12 protein-coding genes are annotated in these 13,221 nt (G+C 45.0%); 3 read left to right on the top strand and 9 right to left on the bottom strand.

What is annotated here, in order from left to right; genetic code table 11:
- Window positions 1–6 precede the first annotated feature (6 nt).
- Window positions 7–1,329: a DUF4097 family beta strand repeat-containing protein gene (locus FFM70_RS10755; RefSeq protein WP_137616857.1), complete on the bottom strand. Its 1,323-nt coding sequence runs from the start codon at window positions 1,327–1,329 to the stop codon at window positions 7–9.
- Window positions 1,313–1,672 carry a PadR family transcriptional regulator gene (locus FFM70_RS10750; protein ID WP_137616856.1) on the bottom strand — a complete coding sequence of 120 codons (360 nt, stop codon included), beginning with the start codon at window positions 1,670–1,672 and terminating at the stop codon, window positions 1,313–1,315. Before FFM70_RS10750 ends, FFM70_RS10755 begins: the two co-directional genes overlap by 17 nt.
- A 211-nt stretch (window positions 1,673–1,883) precedes the next feature.
- On the opposite strand from FFM70_RS10750, the gene FFM70_RS10745 reads away from it, so the two are divergent.
- Window positions 1,884–2,813: an MDR/zinc-dependent alcohol dehydrogenase-like family protein gene (locus tag FFM70_RS10745; protein WP_137616855.1), complete on the top strand. Its 930-nt coding sequence runs from the start codon at window positions 1,884–1,886 to the stop codon at window positions 2,811–2,813.
- Here FFM70_RS10745 and FFM70_RS10740 read toward each other — a convergent pair.
- Window positions 2,795–3,637, bottom strand: a complete 843-nt coding sequence (locus tag FFM70_RS10740; RefSeq protein ID WP_137616854.1) for a helix-turn-helix domain-containing protein — start codon at window positions 3,635–3,637, stop codon at window positions 2,795–2,797. The two genes, FFM70_RS10745 and FFM70_RS10740, sit on opposite strands and share 19 nt — an antisense overlap.
- A gap of 215 nt (window positions 3,638–3,852) precedes the next feature.
- Window positions 3,853–4,410: a TetR/AcrR family transcriptional regulator gene (locus tag FFM70_RS10735; protein WP_137616853.1), complete on the bottom strand. Its 558-nt coding sequence runs from the start codon at window positions 4,408–4,410 to the stop codon at window positions 3,853–3,855.
- Between the two features lie 167 nt (window positions 4,411–4,577).
- Here FFM70_RS10735 and FFM70_RS10730 point away from each other — a divergent pair, with 167 nt between their 5' ends.
- Both FFM70_RS10730 and FFM70_RS10725 read left to right on the top strand, forming a co-directional pair.
- On the top strand, window positions 4,578–6,020 hold the full coding sequence (locus tag FFM70_RS10730; RefSeq protein WP_137616852.1) for an MDR family MFS transporter: 1,443 nt from the start codon (window positions 4,578–4,580) through the stop codon (window positions 6,018–6,020).
- On the top strand, window positions 6,017–6,766 hold the full coding sequence (locus FFM70_RS10725; protein WP_137616851.1) for a DUF4811 domain-containing protein: 750 nt from the start codon (window positions 6,017–6,019) through the stop codon (window positions 6,764–6,766). Before FFM70_RS10730 ends, FFM70_RS10725 begins: the two co-directional genes overlap by 4 nt.
- A gap of 459 nt (window positions 6,767–7,225) precedes the next feature.
- Here FFM70_RS10725 and rlmD read toward each other — a convergent pair whose 3' ends face one another.
- The 5 genes from rlmD to gatC form a co-directional block, all read right to left on the bottom strand.
- The gene (gene rlmD / locus FFM70_RS10720) at window positions 7,226–8,596 is read right to left on the bottom strand and encodes a 23S rRNA (uracil(1939)-C(5))-methyltransferase RlmD (RefSeq protein WP_137616850.1); all 1,371 of its coding nucleotides are present in this window, start codon (window positions 8,594–8,596) and stop codon (window positions 7,226–7,228) included.
- A gap of 219 nt (window positions 8,597–8,815) precedes the next feature.
- The gene (locus FFM70_RS10715) at window positions 8,816–9,826 is read right to left on the bottom strand and encodes a diacylglycerol kinase (RefSeq protein WP_137616849.1); all 1,011 of its coding nucleotides are present in this window, start codon (window positions 9,824–9,826) and stop codon (window positions 8,816–8,818) included.
- A gap of 182 nt (window positions 9,827–10,008) precedes the next feature.
- Entirely contained in the window at window positions 10,009–11,433 is a 1,425-nt protein-coding gene (gene gatB / locus FFM70_RS10710) for an Asp-tRNA(Asn)/Glu-tRNA(Gln) amidotransferase subunit GatB (RefSeq protein WP_137616848.1), read from the bottom strand.
- Window positions 11,433–12,896, bottom strand: coding sequence for an Asp-tRNA(Asn)/Glu-tRNA(Gln) amidotransferase subunit GatA (gatA, locus tag FFM70_RS10705; protein ID WP_137616847.1), 1,464 nt, complete (start codon window positions 12,894–12,896; stop codon window positions 11,433–11,435). The genes gatB and gatA overlap by 1 nt, the downstream gene beginning before the upstream one ends.
- The gene (gene gatC, locus FFM70_RS10700; RefSeq protein ID WP_137616846.1) at window positions 12,896–13,210 is read right to left on the bottom strand and encodes an Asp-tRNA(Asn)/Glu-tRNA(Gln) amidotransferase subunit GatC; all 315 of its coding nucleotides are present in this window, start codon (window positions 13,208–13,210) and stop codon (window positions 12,896–12,898) included. Before gatC ends, gatA begins: the two co-directional genes overlap by 1 nt.
- Between the last annotated feature and the right edge of the window lie 11 nt (window positions 13,211–13,221).

The raw sequence follows: 13,221 nt of genomic DNA, 5'->3' as shown, positions 1-13,221 counted from the left end.
TTGAGTTTAATAAAGATAAATTGAGCCAGAAGTCGTCCGCCCTTGAACCGTATAGGTCGGCGTCGTACCAACTTGTCCCGTTTGATACCCATCCGCAATGTGTTCCGGTTGTGCGTTGTTGGGCGCTACGACGCGTCCACTTCGTGCTTCCAGTTCATAGCGATAACTAGCATCCCGTGGCAAGCTAAATTTAATCGAGCCACTCTTATCGCTTAGATTCAAATCACTAGTCAATTTCGAAAATGCGAGCTTCATCGTCCCCGATTTAGCCGTCCAACTACCACCGCCAATTAATTGCACGCCTTGAATACTGCCACTAGTGACTGTCACCGTATATTGGCCAGCTTGCACCGCCGATAACTTTAACCGACCACTTTTGACAAGCATCCCAAGTTGTTCAGCAACTTGAACTTGGGTCATCACTAAGTTTCCTGAAACGACATCCGCACTGAGCGCTTGCGCCTGCAAACTGTCTAATTTAGAACTACCACTTGTAATTCGGATATTAACGACTCCCAACTGAGCCAAGCCAGCCATCAGAACGGTTCCCGAACTACTTGCTAATTTCAAATTGCCGGCATAATTAGCTGGCACCAGCACTTGAACATGAACCCGTAAAGGGATGAGAAATGGCACCTTACCCTGCTCAATACTTAGCGCTGAGCCTTGTTGCGTCACCGTCGCATTATACGACGCGTTATTGTGATTCATATATTCACGCACAATAATTTCATCTTCGCCGCCAACCGTCGGCAATACCTTAACACGGGCAGACCGATAGCTGATCGATAAATCTGTGATGTCGGCTACGGCAATACGTTTTTCATTCACTAAATTCAAACTATCATGGTATTCCCCTGCTAAATTTAACGGTTGGCTGGGAGTGCCAAAGTCCGGTGCTGGTACTGGTTGATCGTTAAGATTAATGCCATCGCCATTGATGACCAACTTTCCCAGTTTAAGTCCATCATGGTCGGCTTTAATCGCACCATTGTTGATTGAAATCCCATCAGAATTGACTTTTAACGTCTCACCACCATCAATCTCAATCCCCTCATCATCCATCACAACATGATGGGCATGCAAGTTGGTTTCATTACCATTTTCCGTATTGATTTGCTGGATCAACGCATTAATGTCACCAAAATCACTAAAAGCTTCCGCGACCGCCGCTTCAGAATCCAGTCCGTTAGTGGCCTTGTCATTAGCAGCCTCATTTAGATCTGTCGCCAATTCAGTTTTTAATTCAGTTAAAGCTGGCGTCATCGTTTGCGTTTTAAAATAAGTATTCAGCCGCATGGCCACTAATTGTTCAATTTTTTCTGACATCTGCGTCAATCCTCCCTAAAATCAAATCATCAATCACTTGCTTGGCAAAATGCCATTCTTCGATATTATGAGCTAACGTTTTTTGACCTTGCGCCGAAATTTGATAATATTTGCGCCGGCCACCCTGCGTTTCATTGCCCCAATAACTTGTAATCTCGCCATTTTTCTCAAGTCGGCGAAAGACCGTGTACAACGTCGCTTCATTAATTTCATAAGCCCCCTGACTCAGGGTCTTAATGGTCTTCGCAATGGCATAACCATAACTGTCGCCCTGATTCAGGATATTCAAAACGATGGTTGTCGTATGGCCGCGGATCGTTTCTTTCGAAATCTCTGGTTGCATGCTGACCTTCCTTTCAAATTAAGTATTATGTGTCACATAGTAATTTCAATAACCATAATTTACCACCAATTACTGTGTGTGTCAAAGTAATTGTCGTAAAAAAGCCTCAAAATTGCTAAAATTTGAGGCTTCGCCAATTATCAGTATTCTGATTTTATCATTTGAACTTAGACCGCTATCCTATAAGACATCAACTACAGGAGGCCATCACATGCAAGTCATTCGACAAACGTCTTTTACTGGCATTAGTGGACTTGAAATCGCTAATCTGCCACAACAACAACCAACCGCAACCGAAATTAAAATCCAAACTGCTTATACTCCAGTTCTGCCTTGGGATTGGCGCAGTGCAACGGGTAATTTGACCAGTCTCAACCCCGCAAGACCACCATATGTACCCAGCTATGGATTGACTGGAATCGTTACTGATGCTGGTCGCCTTCGTCAGCAATCTTTGATTGGTCAACGCGTCTTGACTGTCAATTTTCACGGATCTGCTCGTGAACAAAACCTTTTGAGACCTTCCCCATTACTCTTACCAATTCCAAAACGAGTTTCACTCGCCGCCGCAACCACGCTAATTGGAGGCGCTGATGCTGCAATTAAACTCATCTCAGCCGCGCACATTCGGCCCGGAATGACTGTGATTATCACTGGAGCTGCGGGTGGTGTCGGCACCTACCTCGTCCAGTTAAGCCACCAGCTCGGCGCTAATGTCATTGCCTTAACGCGACCAAGCAATCGTACTTGGCTTCAAGAACTTGGTGCGACAGCAACTATTGACTATACAACAGCTTTGACGCCACAATTGACGACTATTCCAAACGACACTCGCTTATTAGACACCGTTGGTAACCCCGACTTATTGAATCGTCTCGCAGCCAATCGACCACAACTTCAAGTTTATTCGCTGGCACTGCCCCAATGGCAACCATTACTCACGACGCAAAGTTTCCACTTCATCAGTGGTCCAATTTGGCCAAGAACTTATCGGCAATTGCTCGACCAACTCGCCACTGGTGAACTTAAAGCGGCCATCGCTGAAACCGTCAATTTCCATGACGTCCGCCAAGCCTATCACACAGCACAATTACCTGGACGGCGTGGGCGAACCCTATTGGCCTATTCCTCGTCAAATTGATACAACTGTAATTTAAACAGTGTCGCCAACATCTGTCCCTCTGCTTGAACATTTTTGGCAGTTGCGTGATCCCCTAGTTGATCCAGACATGCTGCTAACAAAACTAGGGTGTCTGCCAACAAGTAATGAGACTGCTGTGTTGTGATTAATTGGACGCCGGCTTGTAATGTCTGTTTTGCCGCGACATATTGGCCTGCTTTAAACTGACATAGCCCAAGTTGATAGGCCACACAATTGAAATTTTCATCATACGGTAAAACAGATACTAAAGTTTGTGCTTGCTCAAACTGCCTCAGCGCGAGTCGCCAGTAATCTTTTTGGGCATTCAAGCAACCACTGGCGCTTAAAATTAATGGTCGTAGCGAATCATCGGCGGCCACTAAGTCTAAACTCAACCTCAAATCTTTTTGGGCCTCAGCGAATTGCCGTGTCTGAAAGTTGGCAACACCACGATAATAATAAAAAATGGCCAAGTCATGATCTGTCAATAACTGGTCTTGCAACGCTGGTTGTGATAAATAAGTTGCTAATGCACGGTAAGCATGCTGGTTACAAAGTCGTTCAATTTCATTATTTAATGTCTGCTGCGCCTCAATCTTCGGATAGCGCGCCAGCACCGCTTGATCCATCGATAGGCCCAGCCGCTGACAAATCTGGGCAAAGACCATCGCATTGGGCAAATATTGACCATGCTCAATTGCACTGATCAGTGACTGTACACAAATCCCTTCAGCAACCTGTTTCTGTGTTAGTCTTTTAGCTTTTCGGCTCTGTCTAAGCGTTACTCCAAGTTTGGATAGAAAAGTTGCTTCATCAATCATCATTTCAAACTCTCTTTCAGAAAGGTTAGTTAGCCATGAGACTAATTATCTGGTTAAAATTCATTTTTACTTTGCTATTGACGGTCTGGCTGATTCGCGTCTGCGTAATCGGAATTTTGTTAATCCTCGTTTATCATTATTATCACAAACATCACAATTAGCATTGACCAAAAAGGAATCGAAATACCACAAAATGGTGTTTCGATTCCTTTTAAGCACTATTTCACATTTTCTTGATCGATTGCAAGCTGCATCACTTGGGTAAACCGAGTATCCAGTTCTGCTGGCGACAACGTGAAGAAACCGCCAATCTCCTGAATAATAAACCCGAATAAGGTTGACCGATACAACGTGTTTTCAACCCGTGAGCTATCATCTAACTGTAATGGTCTAAACATATCTTGATATAACTTGATCAAGGCTTTTTGCGTTTTCGGACTCTTAACTGAATCTGTCAAACTCAGTAATAGTGGGGCTAACCCCACATGCCGTTTGCAGGCATCACGAAATTCTTGCGCAAAGACCATCAGCTTTTCTTCTTTACTTGCATTGTTTAATTGCTCTGTTAAGCGATCTGAAACCCCTTGAACAAATTGTAAGCCAACTTGATCCAACAAATCGCTTAAACTATCAACATAATTATAAATTGACTGTGGCCGGACATCTAAGGCCACGGCCAAGTCACGGATAGTTAACCCGTTCAAGCCATTTGCTTCAATTAATTGGTTGGCTGTTGCCAACACCTTCGCTTGAGTTAACGTTCTTCTTTTAACCATGTTATTTCCCCACCCTCAAAATTCATTCAAACCTTATTATAACCTATTTTATTAAGTTAGTTAGGGTAAACGTCACCCATCAGTTTGTTTTTTTCGAAAAAAAGCCTATAATAGTTTTAAACTGATTTAGTCAGTTTAAAACTATCGCTAAATGAGGCTTAAAAATAATGGATACGAATGGTAAACGTTATAGTCAATTATGGCTAACGATTACATTAGTTTTAGGAACGTTCTGTACGGCCCTCACAACAAACATGTTAGTGACGGCTTACCCAACGATGATGAACCGTTTTTCAATTTCAAGTGCCACGGTTCAATGGCTCACGACCGGTTCCTTACTAGTCATGGGTATCATGATTCCAGTAAGCGCCTGGTTATTAAACAATTTCAGTTTACGCCTTATCTATACGGCTGCACTAAGTTGTTTTTTGATTGGCCTAATCGTCAGTTATACCGCTAGCAACTTCCAATTGATCTTAATTGGGCGCCTAGTACAAGCCGTCGGTATTGGGATCACCTTTCCAACGATTCAAACGGTTTTGCTCGTCATTTATCCTCCCGAAAAACGGGGCACGATGCTTGGTCTTGGCGGTATCGTGATTGGGTTGGCGCCAGCGCTCGGTCCAACTGTTTCAGGGTGGATCTTAGACAATGCGAGTTGGCGAGACCTTTTTGGCCTAATGATTCCACCGGTCGCGATTGTGTTAGCCCTCGCTTGCTACACGGTGCGGCCCGTCATTCCACTGAAGAAATCTGCCATTGATGCTTGGGCAATTGCCTGGTCGACGATTGGTTTTGGGAGCCTACTCTATGGCTTTTCATCCGTCGGTAATGATGGCTGGTCTTCACCAATCGTGCTCATTAGCATTTTGATTGGACTTGTCTTTATCGGCTTATTTGTTCATCGCGAATGGCCTCAAGCTGAGCCCCTATTAAATATTCGATTACTCAAAATTCCGTCATTTACGATTGCCTCACTGATCACCGCCCTTGCAAACACGGCCATGATTGGGATTCAAGTGGTCTTACCAATGTATTTGCAAAATGTTCGTGGCCTATCACCGCTAGATTCCGGACTCATGATTTTGCCAGGCGCTTTATTATATGGTGTCATCAGTCTGATCAGCGGCCGGGCCTACGATCATATTGGTGGTCGCCGTTTAGCCTTGATGGGAACTTTCTTATTAACGCTTGGGACGTTACCGTTTGCCATGCTCACGCAACACACGCCGTACCTGTATATCATCATGGAATACATCGTCTTGATGAGTGGTGTCGCCTTAGTGGCCATGCCATTAACAGCCGCTAGCTCCGTCGACTTAACTGGACTCCAGCTCAGCCACGGGACCGCCATTAACAGCACGATGCGTCAAATCATGACTTCCATGGGGACCGCAATTCTTGGCAGTGTCCTCGCAAATGTGATGGCCAACGCCAAACCAGCCAAAGCCCTACTGACGACCGCACCTTTGGCCTACCGTGACCAGAGCTATGCTGCCGCCATGCAAGGGTTCCATGCCGCCTTTTTAGTTGCGACGGCCATGGGAATTTTAGGCATGATTTTTGCACTAATGGTCAAACGTACTCCGAAAGCTGGTGATATCCAATGATTCTCATTATTTTAAGCTTGGGACTAATTGGGTTCATTGTCGGCTATTTAGCTTTCAAAAAGGGCTGGCAACGCCATCTTGTTGGCGACTTGGGACTAGTTTTATTAATCAGTGCCGCCGTCTTGATGATTGGCAACGATAACAACCATTGGGGCATGCACCAAACAACCACCACTAAAACGACCCAATTAACCTCCGCCGTTGCGAATCCGTACGTGAAGCTATTACTTTTCGAACCCGTCAAAAAATCGAACACCGAAAAAGTGTACGTTTATCGGACAACTGATAGCAAAAAGCGTCAAAATACGGCGGTCAGTTTAACCACGCACAATCAGGCTACCACTGCTAATGTCACGACTGCCAAGTTGACGACCAAAACCACGCGTTGGACTTATGACAATCAATTTTGGCGCTGGCTATACGCCGACACTGGCACCCACACCACCCTCGTCAAACGGGAGAATACTTTCATCCTACCCAAGACTTGGGCAACTTTGAGCATCAGCCAGGCCAAGTGGCTTGAAACGCAAGCCAAAGCCGAAAATGCTAAAGCCAAGACGGCACTCAAAGCAGCCGTGACTGCTAAAGTAACCGCTGTGAAAACTGCTGATCCGACACTTTCAGCGACTCAACTTGCCACCTTAACTAAAGCGGTGACACAAGCTGCGCAGAAAGATGCTAAAAAACAGGCACCAGCACTTATTGCAAAACTGATCAAACAAGCGCAAGCTCGCTCAATTCATTAATCTAAAAAGACCATCAACTCCGAATCGAGTTGATGGTCTTTTTAGTACTGCCACCCTATCCAGCAGCCCAAGAACAATATGGCTACAAACTGGCATATTAACTATTCTGAAGAAGCAAGACAAGATCTTTTGCATCTCAAAGATTATTTGGCAAAACAATCACTGCTAGCGTCATAGACAACTCACAGTTGACTAGCTGGAGGTTGTTGTTGATGGCATCGGGCGTGTTGGTGGCGTTTGACCGGCGATTTTTCGGTCTTACACCACGGACCGGCCGGGAGATTTGCGGTTTGTGCAAGGCTTCCGGCCGAGGGGCAAGACGTTTCTTAGGCTTGCCCCGGTCCCTCGCCCGCATGTCATCAACAACAACCGGAAGTGGCAATTATCAACTATCAACCGTTAAAAATAGCAAAGCAGCGTGAAAATCGACTTGATTTTCACGCTGCTTTTAAATTAACTTTAGTCTTTAACTAAAACCGTCACACTTTCAATATGTGGGGTTTGTGGGAATTGATCTACTGGTTGAACGGGTGCGGCAATATGATAACCGTGTTCACCGAAGCGTTGCACATCACGAACTAACGTTGATGGGTTACAACTAATGTAAACCACGCGCTTTGGTCCCATTTCGGCAGCACTTTCGATAAAGGCTTCATCCAACCCTTTACGTGGTGGATCAACAACGACAACATCTGGTTTGATGCCTTCTTCAGCCCATTTAGCCATGGCCTTTTCAGCACTGTCCAGCACAAACTTGGCATTTTTGATCCCATTCTTGTCGGCATTTTGACGGGCATTGTCAATGGCTGCTGGCACGATATCCACGCCATAAACTTGCTTAGCATGTTGCGCCATTGTCAAAGAAATCGTCCCAATCCCAGAATAAGCATCAATCACCGTTTCATTGCCAGTTAAACCGGCTTGATCGATAGCTAATTGATAAAGCTTTTCGGTCTGTTGTGGATTAACTTGGTAGAAAGATGGGGCTGAAATGGCAAAGGTTAAGCCTAATAATTGGTCATCAATGGTTGACTTACCAGCTAACACATTGTTAACCGGTCCTAAGATGACGTTAGTCCGCTTTTGGTTGACGTTCTGGATGATGGAGACAACTTCTGGTAAAGCGGCCTGAATCTCTTCTACAACGACATCAGCCATTGGCAAATGTTTTGTCCGTGTGACGATAACGATCATCATTTCATGACTGTAATAGCCCCGACGAACCATAATCGTCCGAATCGTCCCGCTATGATGAAATTCATCAAAAGCGGCTTCATGATATTTACGCAAAATATCGCGCACAACAACAATGGCATGATCAATGGCTGGATCTTGAATATAGTAGTCTTCAATCGGCATCAATTGGTGGCTGCTCTTCTTAAAGAACCCAGTCGTCAACTTGCCTTGCACTTGGCGAACAGGTACTTGTGCCTTATTCCGATATTGGGTTGGGTTTGCCATCCCAATGGTTGGTAAGACCTCAACATCATCCATATGAACCTTGGCAAATAATTCAGCGATTTGATGTTGCTTGAACTTCAATTGTTCTGAATATTCCAAATGTTGTAACGGTGCAATCCCGGTCTGACGGTAAACACGGCCTTTAGGGTTGACCCGATGAGGACTAACTTGTTCGATCTTTTCAACTTCGCCGAATGCAAAGTTCTTAGTCGTTTTAGTCACTTTCACTGAGATTTTTTCTTCAGGCAACGCATTTTCAATAAAGATTGGGTAGTTGTCCACTTTGGCAACGCCCATGCCTTGATAAGTTAAGTCCATGATTGTGACATCTAAGACTTCGCCTTTATATACTGGTAAATCAACTTTCATGTATTGGTTTCCTCTTTTTACTTTCTTTGGTGACGCGAACTGTTTTATTTTTTGAAACGTGCCCGTGAAGGCAGCGGATTCCGCTTGCTACGCTAGTGACCTAATGCGAAAACCGCATTAAATCACTGGCTAGGCAATGCTCATCAGCTGAGCGCCTTCCCGCCCACTCTAAAAAAATTACCGTTCACCATTGTATCGGTAAACGGTAATTTAAGCAAGTTATTCAGTTTCTGAATCAGCTTTCGCTTCTGGTAATTGATCGACGGCCGACACAAAATTGCGTTCAGCGTTTTGAAGTTCAGGGTCGGTGATGGCATCGTCCGGAATCCGATCCGTGTCCGCATACATTTCAATATGTTGCTTCAAATCACGGAATGTCATCGGCGCATCGCCGCCATATTCGCCATCAATGTTGATCATCAAACGATTATCCAACGCCCGCGCAACGACCTTCCGTGTTTTCACGTAGATGATGCTTGGATCGTTAATGTGTTTCCCACCGTTCAAGACCAACGTCATCAAATGCAACATCTTCGCCACGTTACTGGTTTTTACAATAATCATGGTAAATTTGCCGTCGTCTAATGACGCATCGGGCACGATTTGTTCGAAGCCACCGACTGAATTCGTCAGGGCTAAGAAAAACATCGACGCCTTGCCCGTGAAATGGCCCCCATCATACTTAAGGTCCATCTGAACGGGTTTGACCCGTGGCAACAATTCGGCACCCTTCGCCAAATAAGCGGCATAACCGAAAATGGATTTCAGTTGTGACGGCACATCATAAGTGAGCTCCGTCAAAAGCCCGCCAGCCGCAATATTAATAAAGTATTGCTCACCGGCCTGACCAATATCCATATTGACCGTTTGATTCTTCAAAACGACTTTCGCCGCTGCCACCGGGTCATTACGCGGAATGCGTAAGGCACGGGCATAATCATTGGTCGTCCCAGCTGGGATGATTGCCATCCGTGGCCGCCGCTTTAATCCAGCGATACCGTTCACAACTTGATTGATGGTCCCATCACCACCGGCCGCTACGAGTAACTCAAACCCGTCTTTGGCACACCGACGCGCTTCATCAGCCGCTGAATTAGGCGCTGGCGTTGTCGCATAGGTACTCGTTTCGTACCCTGCTTGTTCAAAAATCCCAAGAATTTCAACGAGGTCGTGTGCCAATGCTTCACGCCCCGATGTCGGGTTATAAATGATCCGTGCCCGTTTACGCATGTTTCTTTTCCTCCGCGTCTTGCAGTAACAATTGTGCCCCACGTTTCTAGCCTGATAGCCGAAACGTGCTTATGATGGGCAGCTGCCTGCGCTTGCTACGCCACTAGCCACCTGCGAAGAACGCAGGTCACTAGTAGCTAGGCAATGCTCAGCAGCTCCCGCCCATCAACACACTCTTTTGATTACCGTGCTTTTAATGATGTCATCAACAACTTATTAACCACTTTAGGGTTGGCTTGGCCGTGGGTTTTTTTCATGATCTGACCAACTAAGTAGCCAACTGCCCGATCTTTACCATTCTTAAAGTCATCAATTGATTGTTGATTGTTTTCTAAGACATTATCAATAATTGGTTGTAACTTAGCAGGGTCTGATAATTGAATCAACCCTTTGTCATTGACCCATTTAACGGGTTCAGTGCCTTGCATGATAGCCTTGAAGACTTTCTTCGCGATCTTGCTTGAAATCGTTTCGTCAGAAATCATCTTGATCATGCCCGCTAAGTTAGCTGGCGTTAACTTCGTATCTTGCAAGTCGACTTTATTTTCGTTCAAGAACGCATTCACGTCCCCTTGCAAGTAGTTTGACGTCAACTTAGGATCTGCCCCTTCTTTGACAGTTGCGTCAAAGAAGTCTGACATTTCCTTGGTCTGCGTCAAAACGCCAGCATCATAAGCCGTCAAACCAAACTCATTTACATAACGATCACGACGAGAACCTGGCATTTCTGGGATCGTCTTTTGAACGTCCTTGATCCAATCATCACTGATTGAAACCGCCGGCACATCTGGTTCTGGGAAGTAACGGTAATCATCGCTACCTTCCTTGACCCGCATCAAAATTGTTTGCCCAGAAGCTTCGTCAAAACGGCGAGTTTCTTGTTGGACTTGGCCGCCAGACATTAAAACGCGTTGTTGCCGTTGTTCTTCAAATTCAAGTGATCGCTTCACATAGTTGAAAGAGTTTAAGTTCTTCATTTCAGTTTTAACACCGTACTTGTCAGAACCAGCTGGTCGAATTGAAATGTTAACATCGACCCGCATTGAGCCTTCTTCCATCTTAACGTCTGAAACGCCCGTAAATTGAATCCGTTGACGCAATGCTTCACAGTAAGCATAAGCTTCTGCAGGTGAATTGATTTCAGGCTTCGACACGATTTCAATCAATGGTGTCCCTTGCCGGTTTAAATCGACATAAGAATAATCATTTTCATGAGTGTTTTTACCTGCATCTTCTTCAATATGCATTTCTTCGATACCGACTTTTTTCTTCTGACCGTCGACTTCAATTTCGATCCAGCCATCATGCGCAATTGGTTTTTCATGCTGCGTAATTTGATAAGCTTTCGGGTTATCAGGATAGAAGTAGTTCTTCCGGTCAAAATAAGTTTCGTGCTCAATTTCCGCATGTAATGCTGTTGCTGCCTTGATACCGGCTTCAACAACACCCTTATTCGCCGTTGGTAAGACCCCAGGATAGCCCCAATCGATCACGTTCGTATTGGCATTTGATTCAGCACCAAATTGTACGGGTGAAGGACTAAAGATTTTTGAATTCGTTTTTAATTCAACGTGGACTTCAAGCCCAATAGTTGTTTCAAAATTCATTAATGCTGACCTCCTAAATCTGGGGTGGCTTGATGAAAATCAGTGGCTTGTTCAAAGGCATAACCTGCCTTATAAAGCGTGCTTTCATCAAATGATTTACCGATTAATTGTAAGCCAACTGGCATGCCATCGGCAAAACCAGCTGGAATTGACATCCCTGGTAAGCCAGCTAAGTTTACCGGAATCGTCAAAACATCATTCATATACATCGTGATTGGGTCAGAGATTTCGTCACCAATCTTAAAGGCTGGGGTTGGCGCAGTTGGTCCAATGATTAAATCGTAATCTTCAAAGACCTTATTGAAATCATTGATGATCAACGTCCGAACTTGACCAGCTTTGTGGAAGTAGGCGTCGTAATACCCAGCAGATAAGGAGAATGTCCCTAACATGATTCGGCGTTTAACTTCATCACCGAAACCTTCAGAACGACTGCGAACATAAACGTCTTCCAAGTTTTTAACATCTTGTGCTCGGAAGCCATAACGAATCCCGTCAAACCGTTGTAAGTTTGATGAAGCTTCAGATGAGGCAATGATGTAGTAAGCTGAAACGCCATACCGACTATGTGGTAATGAGACTTCTTCAACCGTCGCACCCAATGCTTCAAACTGTTTAACGGCAGCTTTGATGACTTCGCGAACCTTAGGGTCAATCCCTTCATCCATATATTCTTTAGGTAACGCGATCTTCATGCCTTTGATATCACCGTCTAAGCCAGCGGTAAAATCAGGCACTTCACGTTCTGAAGAAGTGCCATCATGCACATCGTTGCCGGCAATCAAATTCAAGGCCGCCGCATTGTCTTTAACCGTCCGCGTCATTGGGCCGATTTGGTCTAATGAGGACCCAAACGCGATTAAGCCCCAACGTGAAACCCGACCATAAGTAGGTTTCATCCCAACGATCCCATTAAAGGATGATGGTTGACGAATTGAACCACCAGTATCAGAACCATACGCAACCGGCACAATTCCGGCAGCGACGGCAGCAGCTGAGCCACCAGAAGACCCACCAGGAACGCGACTGACGTCCCAAGGGTTCTTGGTCACTTTGAAAGCCGAATTTTCAGTCGACCCACCCATGGCAAATTCATCCATGTTTGTTTTACCGACAATGATCATGTCGTTTTGGGTCATCTTATCGACAACCGTTGCGTTATAAACTGGCACAAAGTTTTCAAGCATCTTAGAAGCGGCCGTGGTCGTTAAGTCCTTGGTCACGATGTTGTCTTTGACCCCTACTGGAATCCCAGCTAACACATTGTCAGCGTTGATGCCTTTTGCATCTAAGGCTTTCGCCGTTGCTAAGGCGGCATCTTCATTTAAATTCAAGAAGGAATCGATTTTCGCATCCGTTTGCTTTAAATTTTCAAACGTTGCTTTGGTTAATTCTTCAGCACTCAGCTTCTTATTTACTAGGTCAGCGTGCAGGCTGGTTAAATCTTGGTTGAAAAAGTCCATTATTCGCCGTCCCCACTTTCATCAATAATTGCTGGCACTTTAATTAAGCCATTCGCCGTTTCTGGTGCATTGGCTAATAAGGCTGCCCGTTCGTCACTCTTGACCGCAACATCTTCACGTAAAGCGTTGTGTCGATCAGTCACTCTGGACGTTACGGGAACCCCGTCCGTATCAACTGTGCTTAATTCTTCGAACATGCCAATAATTTTTTCAAGCTGACCGGTAAAAGTCCCTAATTGGTCCGGCGTGAATTCAAGTTTCGCCAAACTAGCAACATGGGCGACTTGTTCAGCATTAATGCGTTCTTCAGCCATCAAATTTCCTT

The sequence above is a fragment of the Lactiplantibacillus nangangensis genome, assembly GCF_005405065.1.
GTDB classification, from domain to species: domain Bacteria; phylum Bacillota; class Bacilli; order Lactobacillales; family Lactobacillaceae; genus Lactiplantibacillus; species Lactiplantibacillus nangangensis.
Note: the sequence above shows the minus strand (reverse complement) of the source record. Positions and strands in the feature narration are given on the sequence as shown.